The 18951-nt window shown below is 46.1% G+C and carries 15 protein-coding genes; 13 read left to right on the top strand and 2 right to left on the bottom strand.

Features of this window, described 5'->3' with window-relative positions:
- The first annotated feature begins 247 nt into the window (after positions 1 to 247).
- From FD723_RS31430 to FD723_RS43260, 4 genes are read left to right on the top strand one after another with little or no spacing between them, the layout of a single operon-like run.
- Complete coding sequence (locus FD723_RS31430) at positions 248 to 574, top strand: hypothetical protein (RefSeq protein WP_179068834.1); 327 nt, start codon at positions 248 to 250, stop codon at positions 572 to 574.
- Entirely contained in the window at positions 575 to 4294 is a 3720-nt protein-coding gene (locus tag FD723_RS31425; protein ID WP_179068833.1) for a tetratricopeptide repeat protein, read from the top strand.
- Positions 4287 to 4724 (top strand): tetratricopeptide repeat protein, encoded by a 438-nt coding sequence (locus FD723_RS43265; protein WP_256874992.1) that lies wholly within the window; start codon positions 4287 to 4289, stop codon positions 4722 to 4724. The genes FD723_RS31425 and FD723_RS43265 overlap by 8 nt, the downstream gene beginning before the upstream one ends.
- Positions 4646 to 4879 (top strand): tetratricopeptide repeat protein, encoded by a 234-nt coding sequence (locus FD723_RS43260; RefSeq protein WP_256874991.1) that lies wholly within the window; start codon positions 4646 to 4648, stop codon positions 4877 to 4879. The genes FD723_RS43265 and FD723_RS43260 overlap by 79 nt, the downstream gene beginning before the upstream one ends.
- A gap of 455 nt (positions 4880 to 5334) precedes the next feature.
- Here FD723_RS43260 and FD723_RS31410 read toward each other — a convergent pair whose 3' ends face one another.
- The gene (locus tag FD723_RS31410; protein ID WP_179068832.1) at positions 5335 to 5487 is read right to left on the bottom strand and encodes a hypothetical protein; all 153 of its coding nucleotides are present in this window, start codon (positions 5485 to 5487) and stop codon (positions 5335 to 5337) included.
- A 236-nt stretch (positions 5488 to 5723) separates the two neighbouring features.
- Between FD723_RS31410 and FD723_RS31405 the strand changes: the two genes are divergently transcribed.
- The 8 genes from FD723_RS31405 (at position 5724) to FD723_RS31370 (ending at position 16732) form a co-directional block, all read left to right on the top strand.
- Entirely contained in the window at positions 5724 to 7088 is a 1365-nt protein-coding gene (locus tag FD723_RS31405) for an LLM class flavin-dependent oxidoreductase (protein WP_179068831.1), read from the top strand.
- A 218-nt stretch (positions 7089 to 7306) separates the two neighbouring features.
- Entirely contained in the window at positions 7307 to 8674 is a 1368-nt protein-coding gene (locus FD723_RS31400) for an LLM class flavin-dependent oxidoreductase (RefSeq protein ID WP_179068830.1), read from the top strand.
- 179 nt (positions 8675 to 8853) lie between these two features.
- On the top strand, positions 8854 to 10392 hold the full coding sequence (locus FD723_RS31395; RefSeq protein WP_179068829.1) for an amidohydrolase family protein: 1539 nt from the start codon (positions 8854 to 8856) through the stop codon (positions 10390 to 10392).
- Positions 10393 to 10572: 180 nt separating this feature from the next.
- On the top strand, positions 10573 to 12006 hold the full coding sequence (locus tag FD723_RS31390; RefSeq protein ID WP_179068828.1) for an FAD-dependent oxidoreductase: 1434 nt from the start codon (positions 10573 to 10575) through the stop codon (positions 12004 to 12006).
- Between the two features lie 117 nt (positions 12007 to 12123).
- On the top strand, positions 12124 to 12792 hold the full coding sequence (locus FD723_RS31385) for a dienelactone hydrolase family protein (protein ID WP_179068827.1): 669 nt from the start codon (positions 12124 to 12126) through the stop codon (positions 12790 to 12792).
- Positions 12793 to 12972: 180 nt separating this feature from the next.
- Positions 12973 to 13593, top strand: coding sequence for a GDSL-type esterase/lipase family protein (locus FD723_RS31380; RefSeq protein ID WP_179068826.1), 621 nt, complete (start codon positions 12973 to 12975; stop codon positions 13591 to 13593).
- Between the two features lie 106 nt (positions 13594 to 13699).
- Positions 13700 to 14698, top strand: coding sequence for an aldo/keto reductase (locus FD723_RS31375; RefSeq protein ID WP_179068825.1), 999 nt, complete (start codon positions 13700 to 13702; stop codon positions 14696 to 14698).
- A gap of 186 nt (positions 14699 to 14884) precedes the next feature.
- Entirely contained in the window at positions 14885 to 16732 is a 1848-nt protein-coding gene (locus tag FD723_RS31370) for an ABC transporter ATP-binding protein (protein WP_179068824.1), read from the top strand.
- A gap of 390 nt (positions 16733 to 17122) precedes the next feature.
- Here FD723_RS31370 and rpiA read toward each other — a convergent pair whose 3' ends face one another.
- Positions 17123 to 17830: a ribose-5-phosphate isomerase RpiA gene (gene rpiA / locus FD723_RS31365; RefSeq protein ID WP_179068823.1), complete on the bottom strand. Its 708-nt coding sequence runs from the start codon at positions 17828 to 17830 to the stop codon at positions 17123 to 17125.
- A gap of 328 nt (positions 17831 to 18158) precedes the next feature.
- Here rpiA and FD723_RS31360 point away from each other — a divergent pair, with 328 nt between their 5' ends.
- Positions 18159 to 18833, top strand: a complete 675-nt coding sequence (locus FD723_RS31360; protein ID WP_179069346.1) for an S-layer homology domain-containing protein — start codon at positions 18159 to 18161, stop codon at positions 18831 to 18833.
- Positions 18834 to 18951: the final 118 nt, after the last annotated feature.

Below are 18951 nucleotides of genomic sequence, written 5' to 3'. Positions count from 1 at the left end.
ATTTCGGATGTTTTTTTATTTGTTAGTCCCTTAAAGTAATTTGTAATTGATAATGACGCTCCTACATTGCTAACGTAACTCGTAATTTTTGAAAGTCAGATTCAATCTGGGTTTCCAGGTTTGCATCTGTTGCCTTATTTTAGACAATTGCCATAACACAAACTAAATAATTTAGAAATCCTTTCTTCTTTGCGCCTTTGCGCCTTTGCGTGAGATAAAAATACTGTATAAATTCGCAGGTAACTTTATGACAGAAATTCAAATCGGAATCGAAGGTGAAGGCGCACCAGCAGCAGCCGAGGCTTTGCTAGAAATTCCTGGAATATCGGGAACCTACGAAGTCCCAAACCAAAAAGAGGCAACTCTAGCAGCGATCGCTACTATTATCGGTATTGTCGGCGGTGCTGCGGCTTTAGCTGAACAAATTCGCAAATGGTATCAAGAATGGCATCAATCCCATCCAGGGAAGCAATTTGATGTCATAATTCTTGACCCTGAGACTGGAAACAGGATTTTACTTGAAGAAGCTACTATAGAGGAAATCACGGAAATCCTCAAATCTATCAGCAAATAAGTGCAAACTATCCGCATTCAACTTCGGGAAAGTACGCAGGAAACAGTTGAACTCAGGTATTGGCTACCTCAAATAAAGCACTATGAATCACGTCGCCTGAAATTAGCAGAAATCGCTGATTTTCTCAAGCAAGGCGATCGCGATTATTATAAACTGCTGCCCAATTTATCAGGAATCGGGAAGCAGTTATTTTTTTGGTTGGATGGGGATGGACGGTGGTTGAGTCGGGGAATTGCTAACTGTCGCGGTGAGGGGTTGGTAATTGCCATTGATACTGATAAAAAACTGGCACATCTACCTTGGGAAGTGCTGCATGATGGTGAGGATTTTTTGGTGAAGCGGGTTAATCCAGTGGTGTTACCTCTGCGCTGGATTGAGAAAGAAACAGAACCGTTTTCTGTGGAACCACGACAATTGCGAGTATTGTTTATGGCAACCGACCCGGAAGATGTGCAACCAAAGTTAGAGTTTGAACAGGAAGAGGCGAGAATTCTGGCAGATACGCGAGATTTTGCTGTAGATTTGCGGGTGGAAGAAAGCGGTTGCGTTAGCGAATTGGGTAAGGTGTGGAGTCGCTATTTTAATGACTTTGATGTGTTTCACCTCACAGGACACGCCTCAATTAAAGATGAAGCACCTTATACGCCTTACTTTATCACTGAGACGGAAATTGGCGATCGCCACGAAACCACAGCCGCAGAACTGGCGGAAGTCTTTCGGTTTCGCTTTCCTAAGTTGGTGTTTTTATCTGGGTGTCGGACTGGACAAGCCGCAGATAAAGGGGCTGTCCCTTCAATGGCTGAGGCACTAATTGCACAAGGCGCTAGGGCGGTTTTAAGTTGGGGGCGGCCTGTGGAAGATCGGACAGCTACAGCCGCCGCCGCGCACCTTTACGGGAAATTGGCAGCCGGATATCAATTAGCTGAAGCACTCGCTAGCACTTACCAGCAGTTGTTTAAACAGAATGTACGTGACTGGCATTTGTTGCGGTTATATGTCCAAGGAGAATGTCCGGGTGCGTTGGTGGAAGTGTCGGGAGATGTGCCACCCTCTGCGCCAGAACCTGCATACCAACAGTTTTTAGATCCCGATACCCAACAGGTGCGGGTGGCGAAACCCTCTGAGTTTGTTGGGAGACGGCGGACTTTGCAACGTTGTCTCAAAGCTATTCGCACTTCATTAGGGGTACTAATTCACGGACTGGGGGGTGTGGGTAAGAGTACTGTGACGGCGCGACTTCTGGAAAGGATGGTTGGCTATCACAGGCTGGTGAACTTTCGCCAACTCGATGAGGACAAACTGCTCAAAACCCTGGCTGAACAATGTACCTCGGAACGGGGGCATGAAATTCTCAATGGCAAGTTACCCTTGATGCAGCGCCTCACCAAGTTTTTCACTGAAGGACTGAATACCAAAGAACAGCGCTTTGCCTTTGTGCTGGATGACTTTGAGGCTAATTTGGATTTACGAAATGGGGTTTATGTCTTGCAACCACAAGTTGTGAATGTACTGCTGGCGTTGCTGAAGGCGATGCAAAATTCCCAACTTCCCCACAAGGTAATTATTACCTGTCGCTACAATTTCACTTTGTCGGAACTGAATCCTCGTCTGTACCGCGAACCTCTGGGGGCTTTGGCTGGGGCAGATTTAATTAAAAAGTATAATCATCTGGATTCGTTTAATGGCAGTTGGCAATTTCAGCCAGATTTGCCCGAACGTGCCAAACAAGCAGCTGATGGAAATCCTCGGCTGTTGGAATGGTTAGATAAGATTTTGCAAAATTCCCCGAAGTCGCCGGAAGCGGAGAGGGGAGTTGAGATGATTCTGCAAAAGATGGCAGATAAGGAAAAGGAATTTCGTGAGGATATTTTGGCTGAAGAATTGCTGAAGCAGCAAACTCCAGCTTTGCGTCTTATGCTGGGGAAGTTGTTGGTGTATGAGTTACCTGTTCCTCAAGCTGCGATTTCCCCGATTTGTGAGGATATCTCAAGTTGGGAAAGTCATATTCAACGCGCTGAAATTTTGGGTTTGTTGGAAGTTACCCTCACCAACAACACTGAGAGGTTGTATCGTGTTCCCCGGATTTTGTCACCGTTGCTTGAGTTTCCAGAAAACCCCAAGGGTGAAGAGTTGTATAAACAAGCTGCACAAATTTTGTATCGTCTGTGGTGGGAGGCGGGAACTGCTACGGAAGCACAAAGTTTAGAAATTCATCGCTTGGCTTTGTTGGGGAAGGATGAAGGAATTGCGGGGAAAATAGCTAGTTCATTGGCGATATACTTGCGGGATCAAAGTCGATTTCGGGAAGCAATACATTTGTGCAAATCAACCTTAAAAATTACTAAAAATCATAGTGTTATCAGAGAAATTGCTTATTGTGAACACCAAATGGGTGAGGTTGAGCAAGCATTAAACTATTACCAACAAGCTTTAAATCTTTGTCCCGCAGAAGACGAACAAGAATTAGCATCAATTTATCATTGTTTAGGGATACTGAAAGCCAATAAAGGGGAAGTAGAAGAAGCGTTCGGACTTTTCTATCAGTCTTTGGAAATAACTGAACGCATTGGATATGTCCAAGGCAAAGCATCGACGTTGCAATGTCTGGCAAATATCTACGCCAACAAAGGGGAAATGGAACAAGCGCTCGGACTTTTCAATCAGTCTTTGGAAATCAATGAACACATTGGAAATGTCAAAGGCAAAGCAGCAACATTGCATAATCTCGCAGATATCTACGCCAACAAAGGGGAAGTGGATGAAGCGATCGCACTTTTAAATAAGTCTTTGGAAATAAATGAACGCATTGGAAATGTCCAAGGCAAAGCGGCAACGTTGCACAATCTCGCAGGTATTTACGCTAACAAAGGGGAAGTAGAGCAAGCGATTGCACTTTTCAATCAATCTTTGGAAATAGAAGAACGCATTGGAAATGTCCAAGGCAAAGCGGCAGCGTTGCACAATCTCGCAGGTATTCACTCTAACAAAGGGGAAGTAGAGCAAGCGATTGCACTTTACAATCAGTCTTTGGAAATAAAAGAACGCATTGGTGATGTCCAAGGCAAAGCAGTGACGTTGCACCAACTCGCAGCTATCTACGTCAACAAAGGGGAAGTTGATAAAGCGATCGCACTCTACAATCAGTCTTTGGAAATAAAAGAACGCATTGGTGATATCCAAGGTAAAGCGTCGACGTTGCACAATCTGGCAGGTATCTATGCCGACAAAGGGGAATTGGAGGAAGCGATCGCACTTTACAATCAGTCTTTGGAAATAAACGAACGCATTGGTAATGTCCAAACGAAAGCGGCGACGTTGCACCAACTGGCAAGTATCTACGCCAACCAAGGGGAAATAGAGCAAGCGATTGCATTTTTCAATCAGTCTTTGGAAATAAAAGAACACATTGGTAATGTCCAAGGCAAAGCGGCGACATTGCACTATCTAGGATATATCTACGCCAACAAAGGGGATATGGATGAAGCGATCGCACTTTTCAATCAGTCTTTGGAAATAAGTGAACGTATTGGGGATGTCCAAACCAAAGCGGCGACGTTGCACTGGCTGGGACGTATCTACGCCAATAAAGGGGATATGGATGAAGCGATCGCACTTTTCAATCAGTCTTTGGAAATAAGTGAACGCATTGGTGATGTCCAAACCAAAGCAGTGACGTTGCAATGTCTGGAATATCTACGCCAACAAAGGGGAAGTGGATGAAGCGATCGCACTTTACAATCAGTCTTTGGAAATAAAAGAACGCATTGGTGATGTCCAAGGCAAAGCCGCGACGTTGCACAATCTGGGGCATATCTACGCTAATAAAGGGAATGTAGATGAAGCGATCGCACTCTACAATCAGTCTTTGGAAATAACAGAACGCATTGGAAATGTCGCAGGTAAAGCCGTGACGTTGCACAATCTGGGACATATCTACGCTAATAAAGGGAATGTAGATGAAGCGATCGCACTTTACAATCAGTCTTTGGAAATATTTGAACGTATTGGTAATGTCCGAGACAAAGTGACGACGTTGCACAATTTAGCAGCTATCTACGCCGAAAACGGGAAGTGGATGAAGCGATCGCACTTTTTAATCAGTCTTTGGAAATATTTGAAGGCGTTGGTGATGACCAAGGCAAAGCAATGACTCTGTGGTGGTTAGGACATTTGGCAGAACAGCAGGGTGAATACACTAAAGCGATATCCTATTTGCAACCAGCTTTAGAGATTTTGCAGCGATTGAAGTCACCGGATGCTGAAAGTGTGAGTGCAAGTCTTGATAGGATAATTCGTAATTCGTAATTCGTAATTACTGAAAGATTTTTGTCTCACGCAGAGGCGCAGAGAAGAACGCGAGAATGTGATTTAGAGAACTCCACAGAATGATTGAGGAGATGATTGACGCCTATGGTTCCAATACTTCTCGAGTTTTGCATTTTTAACTCGGAATCGGGTTTGGGTTAAAGGTTTTTTCTTTCCCTTTTCCCTTTCCCCTTTCCCCTTTCCCCCTTAACCGAGAAGTATTGAGAGTGAAACCCCCGCTTTCTAGTCGTGGGGAGAGGTCAAACTAACCTGGAGCATTACGTAACAACCTTTGGGTATCATAATACTCAGGTATAAGTTAGTTTGCAATACTTAATGTTCGAGAAGCTAATAATTAGATTTTAATGGTATTGTGATTTCCAGTACATCTTTTTTTGGATTGATCGTGTACGCTCTATCTGCTGGGTAAAATTACTAGATAAATTTATGGTAATTCAATCGCCAAGCAGCAGCATCCCTAATTCTGCTGTGGTATTAACTTTACTTACAGTTCGGTTATTTGATTTTTCGGCAAGTTTGATTGCTAGAGAGCATTCCATAATTACATTCAGCGTGTAGCAAGATGTGAATGCCTGAGTGCTTGACACGAATACCTCAAAGTTTTACGGGGAAAAGATTTTATCGATATGCTATTCGAGCATTTTTCGGATTTAGGGACTAACAAGAAATAAATTATCCATCTTTTGGAGCGAGCAGCATTCGACTGATAGCTCATGCCGAAGTCTGCTGAATATGGAATGGGTGTTTTCACCCATCCCACAAGAAAAATTTGGGATGTTTTTTATTTGAAAGTCCCTTAACGCAATAGAAAAGAAAAAAATATATGAGTACAACACGCAAATTTCGTTTAGGTGCATTCATTCAAGCCACCGGACACCATGTCTCTGCTTGGCGGCATCCCGATTCACAAGCAGATGCAGGACTGAATTTCGAGCATTACAAAGAAATTACCCAGACTGCTGAACGCGGCTTATTTGATGCAGTTTTCTTGGCGGATAGTCCAGGAGTTTGGGGCGGCGCTCCAGAAACTCAGCATCGTAACGGTAAAATCGCCCATTTCGAGCCAGTCACCCTGTTCTCGGCCTTGTCCTCTGTAACCCAAAACATCGGCTTCATTTCCACCGCCTCGACCACTTATGAAGAACCCTATACCCTGGCACGTAAGTTTGCTTCCCTAGACCACTTGAGCAAAGGCCGGGCGGGGTGGAATGTAGTTACTACAGGCAATGAGAATGCTGCACTTAATTTCGGACTTGAGCATCACCCAGAACACAGTCAGCGTTATGAACGTGCTGAAGAGTTCGTGGAAGTGGTGAAAGGTCTATGGGATAGTTGGGAAGACGATGCTTTTATCCGTGACAAAGAATCTGGAATCTATTTTGACCCGGATAAACTGCATACATTGAACCACAAAGGCAAATATTTCTCTGTCAAAGGGCCGCTAAACGTCGGTCGTCCGCCCCAAGGCTACCCGGTGATTGTCCAGGCTGGAGCCTCTGAATCAGGACGAGATTTAGCTGCACGTACTGCTGAGGCGATTTTCACCGCCAATCAAACCCTAGCTGATGCCCAGGAATTTTATGCTGATATCAAAGGTAGGCTAGCACAATATGGGCGATCGCCAGACGATCTAAAAATTATGCCTGGAGCTTTCCCAATCATTGGCCGTACTGAAGCAGAAGCTCAAGAGAAATACGAATTTCTGCAATCGTTAATCCATCCTGATGTCGCTTGGGGCATTTTAAAGAACTATTACAAAGGTGTGGATTTATCGAAATATTCTTTAGATGATGTGGCTCCCGAACTACCCAGCGACACCAACACTAACAAAAGTCGTCTCAAACTAGTCAAAGATTTGGCTACTCGTGGCACTCTCACACTGCGCCAGTTGTATCTCTCTCTTGCTACCGCACGAGGTCATCGCACCATACTTGGTACTCCCGAAACCATTGCCGACCAGCTAGAAGAATGGTTCAACAACGGTGCAGCAGATGGCTTTAATATCATGCCGCCAATCCTCCCCACTGGGTTAGATGACTTCGTTAACCTAGTCGTTCCTGTGCTTCAGAAACGGGGACTGTTCCGTACCGAATACGAAGGAAGTACCTTGCGTGAAAACCTGGGATTGCGTCGTCCTGGCAATCGTTTTGCCGTCAAACAAGTGGATGAGAGATTAGTGTTGGCATGAAGAGTGCTGAGTTCTGAGTGCTGGAACCCATTCTGGGAGGCTCCGCTTCCTCTTTCTTGAGCAGAGGCAGAGCCTCTGGGAATACATTCCCAGCCTGGAGGCTGGGAACGAGGATACACTAAACAAGCTTTTGAGCTTTTTTTAGTGTCATTCAATACCGATTGTAATCTTCTCTACGATACACTCCGCGATCGCTCAGACATTGTAGAAAAAAGCAGATGAGTACAACACGCAAGCTTCGTTTAGGTGCATTTATTCAAGCCACTGGCCACCACATCGCCGCTTGGCGACACCCCGATTCACAAGCTGATGCTGGGCTAAATTTCGAGCATTACAAGGAAATTACCCAAACCGCCGAACGGGGATTGTTCGATGCTGTTTTCCTGGCCGATAGCCCCAGCCTACAAGATAGTGGTGAACCAGAGGTGCTAAAGCGCAATGGCAAATTAGCTAAGTTCGAGCCAGTAACGCTATTTTCCGCACTGGCCCCACTAACTAAACACATTGGCTTTGTTGCTACCGCGTCGACCACTTATGAAGAACCCTACACCCTTGCCCGTAAGTTTGCTTCACTAGACTATTTGAGTAACGGTCGAGCAGCTTGGAATGTAGTCACTACAGGTAATGAGAATGCCGCGGGTAATTTCGGCCGTGACGAACACTTAGAGCATAGCCAGCGCTATGAACGCGCCGAAGAGTTTGTAGAAGTGGTGAAAGGTCTTTGGGATAGCTGGGAAGATGATGCTTTTATCCGAGACAAAGAATCTGGTGTCTATTTCGACCCGAATAAACTGCATACACTCAACTACAAAGGCAAACATTTTTCTGTCAAAGGCCCTTTAAACGTCGGTCGTCCACCTCAAGGTTATCCGGTGATTGTCCAGGCTGGTGCTTCGGAAGTTGGGCGTGAACTGGCGGCACAGACTGCTGAAGTTATTTTTACTGCCAACCAAACACTAGAAGACGGGCAGGAATTTTATGCTGATGTGAAAGGTAGGTTGGCTAAATATGGCCGCCAACTGGACGATCTGAAAATCATGCCGGGTGTATTTCCCGTGATTGGCCGCACTGAAGAAGAAGCTCAGGAAAAATACGAATTCCTGCAATCGCTAATTCATCCATCGGTAGCATGGGGTTTACTGAAAACGCGTTATAAGGGCATCGATTTATCTGGCTATTCACTCGACGATCTTGCACCGCCATTGCCCAGTGATACCAATGGTGGTAAAAGTCGCCTGAAGTTGCTGACGGATCTCGTAAATCGCGGCAACCTGACGCTGCGCCAGTTGTATCTCTCTGTTGCAACGGCGCGGGGTCATCGCACGATTATCGGCAGTCCCGAAAGTATTGCCGATCAGCTTGAAGAATGGTTCAGCAACGGTGCAGCAGACGGCTTTAATATAATGCCGCCAATTCTGCCCACAGGATTAGATGACTTCGTTAATTTAGTTGTTCCCATCTTGCAGAAACGCGGACTTTTCCGTACCGAATATGAGGGCACTACCTTGCGTGAAAACCTTGGATTGCGTCGGCCGGGTAATGGTCTTGCCGCTCAACAATTGGACAAGAATCTGGTGGTGGCATAAATGAATTTTTCACAGAACCTTTTAAATTGCACCTTCTGTAGATCGCCGCCCTACAGAACTTGAAAATTGTGAAGAGACGCGATTGTGGAGAGACACGATAAATCGTCGTCTCTACAGGAAATGTATTTGTCAATATCTGTAATTTTTGTTCACGTAGTGTGCCGTAGGCAAGGAAAAATATGACTGAATATAGCCGATTGAAGACCTCACGCTCTGCTGCAATCAGAGCAACCCTTGATTATCCAGTAATCGACACCGATGTTCATACCAATGATTTCACGCCAGCTTTTGAAGATTACATCGCTAAGTACGGCGGTGTGAAACTTGTAGACGAGTTACGCAAGACCGAAGCTTCTCGTCTCAACTCTAAGAGCAACGGTAAAGACTGGTATCAACAAACCCCTGAAGAACGTCAATACAACCGGACAATCCGATCGCCTTGGTGGGCTAGAGTTACTAAAAATACACTGGATCTTGCTACTTACACCCTCCCCGGATTGCTCTATGAGCGTCAAGCAGAGCAAGGATCGGACTATTCAGTGCTGTTTCCCAACAATGTTTTAGCCCCGGCTGGAGCCAGTGCAGAGAATCGTCAAGCACTGCAACGCGCGGTCAATCACTATCATGCTGATATCTACCGGAAATATAGCGATCGCCTAACACCGGTTGCTGGTATCCCCTTAACTACTCCCGAAGAAGGCATTGAGGAGTTAGAGTTTGCCGTGAAAACACTTGGATTAAAAGTGATTAATATCACTGGAGGTGTAAAGCGGCCAATTAAAGCGATCGCTGATAAATATCCAGCTGATAAATATCCCGAAATCGCCAAGTATGCTTCTTATATCGACTTTTACGGACTAGATAGTGAATACGACTACGATCCTTTCTGGGCGAAAGTCGTGGAACTGGGCGTACCCGTCACCACCCATTACGGCAGTCAAGGCTGGACTGGCCGCTCTTCTATCAGTAACTACATGAACAACCATATCGGTCACTTTGCCGATGGTTCGGAAGCATTTGCCAAGGCGTTGTTCTTTGGTGGTGTTACCAAGCGTTTTCCACAGTTGCGCGTAGCGATGCTAGAAGGTGGCGCAGATTGGGGTGCGCGTGTCTACATCCATTTGGTGGATCGGTTCTTGAAGCGCAACATCAAGGCACTGCAAAACTACAATCCAGCCTTGACCAATGCCGATGAGCTATTTGAGATATTTGAGCGCTATGGTGCAGAAGTTGCTCAAGGGTATTCCCTCGATAAGGATGAATTGACCAAAACTGTACTGGGAGCTTCATTCAGCCGTCATAGCCGTGCGCCCATCGGTAGCGAATTGAACGATTTTGCAGCAGCAGGCATTGAAACAATTGAAGACATTCGCGATCGCTGGGTGAACAGTTTCTTCTTTGGTTCCGAGTCCGACGATCGCACCATCGCTACGGCATTCAATGACAAAGCCAATCCCTTGGGAGTCAAGATCAACGCCATCTATTCCTCCGATGTTGGTCACTGGGATGTACCAGACCTCACCTCTCCCTTGGCTGAAAGCTGGGATCTCGTACAAGAAGGCGTTATTTCCGAAGCCGACTTCAAATCCTATGTATTCGCTAATCCCTACAAGTTTTACACCCAAGCTAACCCCAATTTCTTCAAGGGTACAGCGATCGAATCTAAGGTGAGTAACACCGAATTTCAACAAGTGGACAAGAGCCTAGTAGTTGCGTAAAAGGCGAGGTGAGGGAGTCGGGGGAGATTATCGTAAATTAAAGGGTTTAAGACCTCTACATCTACATGTAGTACCCATTAAAGTCGGGGTTTAAATCCCCGTCTGAAATGTCTTTAATTTTGAATTGTTAATCTTCCTCATCCCCCTCATCCTCATAGTGTTTCACCTTGGGAGATCGACATGACAATAACGACTGATCCTGACATTGGGGCCCGCGAGGCGCTACGCCTAATTGGCCCCGATCCCGATAACTGGATACCCGATCGCCAAGGCGTCGATCACAACGTTACGGTTGTGGGTGGCAGCGGTAGCGGCAGCGTCTTTGCATTTGCACTGCGGCGCGCCGGTATCGGCCGCGTGACGGTGATCGACGCAGCGGACGATGAAGCCCATGCTGGCGTGTGGCTCAACCGAGCGCGGATGAATAAACTACGCACACCGAAAAACTTGCCCGGCCCTGAACTTGGTATTCCGGCGCTGTCGTTCCAGGCATGGTATGAGGCGCGACACGGTGCTGATGCCTACGCAGCGATCGACCGTATCCCCAGATTGTTATGGGCTGAGTATCTTAGCTGGTATCGGCAATTCTTGGGCATCACAGTTCGGTATCAGACGCGGCTGGTGCGGATTGAGCCGGCCGGAGGTTTTTTTCGCCTGCACCTTGAGGTGAACGGTGTCCCACAGGTAGAGACGACGCGCAAGATTATCTTTGCTAATGGGGTGGCTGGTACTGGCGGCCCATACGTGCCACCAGTGTTAGACGATCTACCACGCAGGCTGTATGCCCACACCGTCGATATCATCGACTTCGCCGCATTGCGCGGCAAAACTGTAGCAGTGTTGGGTGCTGCGGCCTCAGCTTTCGACGCCGCAGGGGTGGCGCTGGAATCGGGTGCAAAAGCGGTGCATTTGTTTGCGCGGCGACCAGCGATCGCATCGCTGCCGATAAATCGCGTGCGCGGATATCCTGGCGCTTACTACAACTATCCAGAACTACCTGATGCAGCCCGCTGGTTCCAAGCTTGGCGCTTTCGTGAAGTTGGTTCTACACCACCAGCCGACGCAATTGAACGGGCGATCGCATTCCCCAACTTCCACCTACACTTATCTGCAAACTGGAGATCGGCGCACGAGCAAGGTGGCCGCATCGTCGCTCAGGTGAACGACGATATTTTTGAGTTCGATTTTGCGATCGCAGGCACCGGTTACTTTGTTGATCCGACAAAGCGGCCCGAACTAGCTGACTTTGCACAGCATATTGCACTTTGGCGCGATCGCTATCAACCACCAGCCGACCAACGCGCCGACGACTTGGGCACACACCCCTATCTTGGCAGCGCCCACGAATACCAAGAAAAAGTACCCGGTAGCGCACCTTACCTCAAGGATATTCACGTCTTCAACCCAGCTGGTTTTGTGAGCTTCGGTCTGCCCATCGGCGACGTACCCAGCATCCGGCGTGATGTCCCGGCAATAGTGTCGCGCATCACTCATGACTTGTTCTTCACTGATTGGGCACTGCACGAGACACGAATTACAAGCGACAACATCGCGCCAGACTTCGATGCATCGCTGTACGCTACCGCAGTGTGGAAACAACCTGTCAAGGCGTAGTACACAGGCGAATGGGGAGCAGAGGAGCAGAGGAGAAGTTGCAGTAAATTTTTCCCCTCTGCCTTTTGTACCCAATGCCCCATGCCCAATGCTCAAACCAAATTAGGAGTCAAAACTATGCCTGTTGAACAACGCTCTTACGAAACCAACAATGGTTCCTTGCCTTATCTTTTTTCGCCTGTTTCTGACGATGCCAACAAACCTGCAACCCTGGTATTGTTTTTGCATGGAGGACGCGATCGCGGCACAGATTTGAATGTGTTGCTGAAATGGGGACTACCTCGTTTTGTAGATTCATCCAACTCCTTACCTTATGTATTTGCTGCACCCCAGATTCCGGCTGAACAGACTTGGGCAGATCGAGCCGATGATGTGCTTGCTTTGGTTGATGAATTGATCGCTTCCCAACCCGTCGATCCAGCGCGGGTAATATTAGCCGGGTTCAGCTTAGGTTCGGCGGGTATCTGGCATATCGCTGCTTTGCAGAGCGATCGCTTCGCAGGTTTAGTACCTGTGTCTGGACGAGTACCCAAAACATTAGCAGAAAGCGAACTAGCTGCACTCAAAGACATTCCCGTTCAAATATTCCAAGGTGGACAGGACAAAAATCTGCCGATTGAGGATACAGAACAATTTGTTGAGCGCTTACGCAAAGTCGGGGGGAAAGTTGATTTGACAATACTGCCCGATGGCGATCATTTTATTGCAGATGAGGTATACGGCGATCCCAAGTTGCAACAGTGGCTAATTTCCCAGAGCCGTCGTGAAATTTCTGTAGTTGCTTGAGGTGAAATATCCAAAAACTAACTTGCAATATTCTGTTAGGTAGGCATCATTTGACTGAGCTACCACGCCAAAGTCTTGTCTACCTAACATAACTGACCAACAACATCATTTATTTATGGGGATCATTAATTTTGAATTTTAAATTTTGAATTTTGAATTCGGAGCAAAGCGACGTGACTTATGTCAGATTCTCGCAAAGAAATCAGAATTTGTTTTATTGGTGAATCCTTTGTCAATGGCACAGGCGATCCAGAGTTTCTGGGTTGGACAGGTAGAGTGTGCCGCAATGCTGAATCAAGAGGATACGCTATCACCCATTACAACTTGGGGGTACGGGCAGAGACAAGTCGGTATCTCAAAAAACGTTGGTACTCGGAAGTCTCCTATCGTCTCCCAAAAGAATCCGATGGTCGAGTAGTATTTTCCTTTGGGGCAAATGATTCAGGATGGGCGGGTAAACAGCAAGGAATCGAACTTTCTGAATCGATCGCCAATGCTCACAATATCTTAAGCCAAGCAAAGCAACTCTATCCGATTTTGATGGTTAGTCCGCCACCCTGCGGTGATGTCGATCAAGAAAAAAGAAATCAAATTCTTGCAAATTTATCACAGGAATTCGCATTGGTTTGTAATCAACTAGATGTTCCCTATCTTGATGTGTTTTCCAGTCTGGTAAAGTCGCCAATCTGGCTAGCAGAAGCAAAAGCCAATGATGGCGCTCATCCAAAAGCAGATGGTTATGCAGAATTTGCCGCGATCGTCCAAAGCTGGGAAGGTTGGTTAAATTGGTTCACGCCTTAAAAAAGGCATTTATTGCATAGCGTTTTAGTTTCGCGTTAAAGCCCACGTCGCATTCTATTTAAAAATTTTAAAACTTTCTCAATCAACCTCAATCAACAACATATCTATGACCTTACCAACTACCAATCTCGGTAAAACTGGATTGACTGTCTCGCGCCTCTGTCTCGGCACCATGACCTTTGGATTGCAGACTGACGAAGAAACTTCCAGGCACATCCTTGACACTGCTGCTGATGGCGGAATCAACTTTTTGGATACAGCCGACGTTTATCCCCTCGGTGGCGGGCTTGCTACTGCGGGACGCACCGAAGAAATCGTTGGGCGCTGGCTGAAAGGCAAACGTGAACATTTTATCTTGGCGACCAAGTGCGTCGGCCGTGTTGGTCCTGCACCTTGGGATCAGGGGGCTTCGCGGAAACATATTTTGGATGCGATCGATGCTTCTCTACGGCGGTTAGGAACCGATTATATCGATTTGTACCAGTTGCACTCCGACGATGCGTCAACCCCTCTTGATGAGACTCTGGAAGCGCTGGATGCAGTAGTTCGTGCTGGCAAGGCACGCTACATCGGGGTTTCCAACTTTTTAGCCTACCGACTCGCCCGCGCCTTGGGTCGCGCCGAGACACGCAATTTAACTAAGTTCATCTCAATTCAGCCTCGTTATAACCTGTTATTCCGCGAAATTGAGCGAGAACTATTGCCCTTGGCCAAAGAAGAAGGACTGGGTGTAATTTCCTACAATCCTTTAGCGGGTGGTTTACTTACAGGCAAACACATTCTTGCTCAAGGCCCCACCTCAGGCACTCGTTTTACGCTAGGTGCTGCCGCAGAACGTTATCAAGATCGCTACTGGCACGATCGCGAGTTCAATACTGTTGAAGATTTACGCACAGTAGCGGATCTCGCTGGATTGTCCCTCACCACCCTAGCAGTAGCTTGGGTTTTATCTAATCCCATTATCACTGCCCCCATCATTGGCGCTAGCCGCCCAGAACAACTTACTGACAACCTCAAAGCATTAGAACTAAAACTTGACGACAATTTGAAACAAAAGTTAGACGACATAACCGCCGAATACCGAAGAGGAGATTCTCTTCGTTAGAAACTAGGAACGCAGCCAATGACAAATGACTAATGACTAATGACCAATGACTAATTGCAATCACACCATCAGAAATTATGGTCTAGTGGAGTACTTCTAAAAGTCTTTAATGCCATCGGACGGCTGATTCAGTCGTCCATTTTTATCTAGTAGAAAAGTTAAAATGATGCTAAGAGATCGACTTTCATGACGAAAAAAACTAGACAATCTAAATCCTTTCAACGCGCTCCTGATGCACCAGATTTACCATCAACTCCCTTCAGGTTCATTTGCTATTTTGTGAACCAGTTTCGCTGGTGGTATCTGTTAATGGTGATCCTGGAGATCGTACACGCAACCTGTGGCATTATGTTGCCCTATGCTATTGGCGAGATCATCCGGGGTGTGACGCGATCGACGGGCGACAGTAAGCCCATTTTTGATGCCATGAAGCAACCCCTAATGCTGTTCATCGGCTTGAGTGTGGGTGAGGTGGTATTCGGGCGCTCAGCTGGACTCTTGCAGACGATTCTCCATCCCATCCATCGACAACATATTGTGCGATCGCTATATGCCTACTTGCAACACCATTCGCATCGCTACTTGAGCAGTAGTTTTTCTGGAGCATTGGCACATCGGATTAGCGAAACTTCTCTGGGTGTTACCCAGACGATGCAAATGATGATTACTGAATTTATGCCAGTAATCGTTGTGTATAGCGTCGCTACGACGATACTGTATCGCGCCTACCCTCCCTTGGCTGCACTCGTGGGGATATGGGCAGTTCTCTTCATTAGTATTTCGTTCTGGCTAGCAACTCGTTGCCGATTTTACTCCCGGAAAGCCGCAGCCGCCAGAAGTGAGACAACTGGCATCATTGTAGATACAGTCACAAATCTCACTAGTAGCCGACTATTTGCCCGCTTTGGTTTTGAACGACGCTATTTGAATGAGCAATTAAGGCACGAACTCAAACACGTGAGAGAGTCCAACTGGTACTCAGAGCGAATTCGCTGGTTTCAGTTCATCTCAGCAGCTATTCTAAAAATTAGCACCTTATATTACTCGCTCTCTCTTTGGAGTCAAGGAGCGATCGCTACTGCTGACTTTGTTGTAGCAACTAGCTTATCACTGTTGATCATCAGTGAAGCCCGCAATTTGAGCCGCCGCTTTCTGGAATTTTTTGAACATATTGGTAATGTTGCCAATGGTGTCTTTACCATCGTTCAACCGCACGAGTTGGTCGATCGCGAGAAAGCGATCGCCCACTCAATCACTCAAGGTAAGATTGAGTTTCGGCGGGTGAATTTCAACTACACAGATGAAAAGAAAGTTTTTCACAATCTTTCTGTCACCATCCAAGCGGGAGAGCGGATCGGACTAGTAGGCTTGTCTGGCTCTGGAAAATCCACTTTTGTCAATTTAATTCTGCGTTTATTCGACCCACAATCTGGACAGATTATTATTGATGGGGTTGATATTCGAGATATGACTCAGGATGCGCTACACGCCCAGATCAGCTTGATTCCCCAAGATCCATCTCTGTTCCATCGCACTTTGCTAGAAAATATTCGTTACGGACGCTTGGATGCAACCGATGAGGAAGTGATTGAAGCTTCACGCAAGGCTCATGCTCACGATTTCATCGTCCAAAGTAAGGATGGTTACAATTCTCTGGTAGGCGAACGTGGTGTGAAGCTTTCTGGAGGGCAAAGACAGCGGATTGTGATTGCGCGAGTAATTCTCAAAGATGCGCCGATCCTGATCTTAGATGAAGCCACCTCTAGCCTCGATTCAATCACCGAAAAAGCGATCCAAGATACCCTCGACTTAGCAATGAATGGGAAAACGGTCATTGTAGTGGCTCATCGGCTATCTACCATCGTCCATCTAGACCGGATTTTGGTGTTCGACAAAGGTCGGATTATCGAGGATGGTTCCCATGCTAAACTGCTGGCACTCGGCGGCGCTTACTACAGATTATGGAAAATGCAGGCAGGTGGATTTCTGCCAGACAATCTCGACGAAGAAAGCATACGTGTAGGCTCGCACTGACATAGATAACTTTCAATACTTTTCGGTTAAGGGGAAAAGGGAAAGGGAAAGGGTTTGAATTTCCCTTTCCCCATTGCCCTTTAACCTTTCCCCAGACCAAAAGAGAGATTATTGGGTTTATCCGAAAAGTATTGAGATAACTTTGAAAAGTGAATGATATCATGTCCGCTCAATCACTTACGATATGTCACTACGAGACGCACTCGCGTTCACTACGCTAACGCTTCGTACCCTGCGGGTTCTCCGTTCGCGTAGCGTTCTGTAGGAAAGGAGTACGCAATGACAAGTGTTAAACACTGTTAAACCGGACATGATATGATTGCTTAACCAAATCTTAGATTTTGAATTTTGAATCTTCAATCCAAAATCCAAAATCCAAAATCCAAAATTCTACAGTTGCCGCACTAATGGCTGACCATCTTTGACTTCGCCAACTAAAACTAAATCGACACAGTTAACGAAGATACCATTTTCCAGAACGCCGGGAATGTTATTCAATGTCTTTTCTAGTCCGGCTGGATCTTCAATAGAGTCAAATCTGACATCTAAGACAAAGTTCCCTTGATCTGTAATCACTGGGCCAGCTTTTTTGACACCCATACGGAGTTCTGGTTTACCACCGAGTTTTTTGATGGCGTTGGTGACAGGAGTAATGGCCATTGGAATCACTTCCACAGGCACAGCAAAACTAGAACCTAAGCGGTCTACCAACTTACCACTATCTACCACAACGATGAACTGTTCAGCCAGGTAGTCTACGACTTTTTCGCGGGTATGTGCTGCACCACCGCCTTTAATCAAATTCTTGTGCGGATCGACTTCATCTGCCCCATCAATGGCAATATCGATGCGATCAACAGCATCTAAGGTGGCGAGAGGGATGCCGTACTGCTTTGCCAGCACTTCTGACTGAAAGGAGGTAGGTATACCAATGATATCTTTGAGTTCGCCAGACTTGAGGCGATCGCCCAAAAACTGAATCGTATATGCTGTAGTTGACCCCGTACCTAACCCCACAATGGAACCCGACTTTACCAGGGCGGCGGCGGCTTTGCCAACTTCTTGCTTCATCAACGTTACGGGATCTGTTGTTGTCATTCCCAAAATTCCTGAAAAACTGACTATAGTCCATAGTAGTGGGCCGATAACGCCAAAAGATGAAAGCTAAAAAACAAGTTTTTGCTGATTTCTACTCTCTTGATTATGAAAATCAGTTAACACCCTACGTAGCTACGCAACATTGCCTAGCCTAAACTCGTCATCAACTGAGACTAAATTTTGCGTTAACCTCAGTAACGTAGTTTTTTAAATTCAAGTTAGGGACTTCCAAATAAAAAAATATCTAATTAACTCATGTTGCCCACCCCACAATATTGGATAATTTATTTCTTGGAGTTCCCTTAGCGGCGAAAGGTGGTTATTTATGATGCATCGGCTTTCAATTACTCTATCTTTAGTGGCACTACTACAAAACTTGCCTGCAATTGCTCAAGCACCAGAATCTACTTCTGGAAGCTCATCTGATTCTATTCAACAGGTAACTGCTGTTAAATGGATGACAAACTTTCCCGATGGCAAATTTTATCCAGAAAGGTTACTCAGTAGAGCAGAATTAGCCTCAATTATGGTGAAAGCATTTCGGCTAGATAAAAGAGAAGCTGTTAACAAACAAAATTTAGTGATTCCAGATGTTCCTCGTTCTTATTGGGCATTTAATGATATACAGACAGTCTTAAAAACTGACATCATGAAAGGCTATCGAGGCAATGAATTCTTCCCTAACCAAAAGGTAACAAGGGCAGAAGCTCTGGCTATTTTCGCCCAGGCTTATGGTGTATTTCAGTTTCCCGATGAGGCTGTGAATGAAATTTTGGCTTCACATCCAGATGAAAAGTCTATCCCAGTTTGGGCTAGAAAAGCGATCGCTACTGTAGCGACTGAAGGATTTCTGAACACAGATGCTCAAGGTAATATTTCCCCATTAAAACCTGTGACTCGTGGGGATATGGCTTATGTATTGAGTAAATATTTGCAACGACAACAGCGACAACCCGAAACACCAGAGGTTCCGGTGATTCCAAATAGCCCACAATCACCCTAGTACCGCAAGGCGGAATTCAAAATTCAAAATGACGCTCACAGATTCGCTAACGCTACGCTAACAAAATTCAAAATTAATAGAGCGTAAGCGTTTCATTGATTTTAAATGGGTGGTTTAT

Source organism: Nostoc sp. C052 (assembly GCF_013393905.1).
Taxonomy (GTDB): Bacteria; Cyanobacteriota; Cyanobacteriia; order Cyanobacteriales; family Nostocaceae; genus Nostoc.
This window is presented reverse-complemented; position numbering and strand designations above follow the sequence as displayed.

Excerpts from the sequence above, each read along its gene's own strand:
- FD723_RS31370 (WP_179068824.1), top strand. The coding sequence starts at position 14,885 with ATGACGAAAAAAACTAGACAATCTAAATCCTTTCAACGCGCTCCTGAT.
- FD723_RS31400 (WP_179068830.1), top strand. The coding sequence starts at position 7,307 with ATGAGTACAACACGCAAGCTTCGTTTAGGTGCATTTATTCAAGCCACT.
- FD723_RS31385 (WP_179068827.1), top strand. The coding sequence starts at position 12,124 with ATGCCTGTTGAACAACGCTCTTACGAAACCAACAATGGTTCCTTGCCT.
- FD723_RS31390 (WP_179068828.1), top strand. The coding sequence starts at position 10,573 with ATGACAATAACGACTGATCCTGACATTGGGGCCCGCGAGGCGCTACGC.
- rpiA (WP_179068823.1), bottom strand. The coding sequence starts at position 17,830 with ATGACAACAACAGATCCCGTAACGTTGATGAAGCAAGAAGTTGGCAAA.
- FD723_RS31380 (WP_179068826.1), top strand. The coding sequence starts at position 12,973 with ATGTCAGATTCTCGCAAAGAAATCAGAATTTGTTTTATTGGTGAATCC.
- FD723_RS31375 (WP_179068825.1), top strand. The coding sequence starts at position 13,700 with ATGACCTTACCAACTACCAATCTCGGTAAAACTGGATTGACTGTCTCG.
- FD723_RS31395 (WP_179068829.1), top strand. The coding sequence starts at position 8,854 with ATGACTGAATATAGCCGATTGAAGACCTCACGCTCTGCTGCAATCAGA.
- FD723_RS31405 (WP_179068831.1), top strand. The coding sequence starts at position 5,724 with ATGAGTACAACACGCAAATTTCGTTTAGGTGCATTCATTCAAGCCACC.
- FD723_RS31430 (WP_179068834.1), top strand. The coding sequence starts at position 248 with ATGACAGAAATTCAAATCGGAATCGAAGGTGAAGGCGCACCAGCAGCA.
- FD723_RS31360 (WP_179069346.1), top strand. The coding sequence starts at position 18,159 with ATGCATCGGCTTTCAATTACTCTATCTTTAGTGGCACTACTACAAAAC.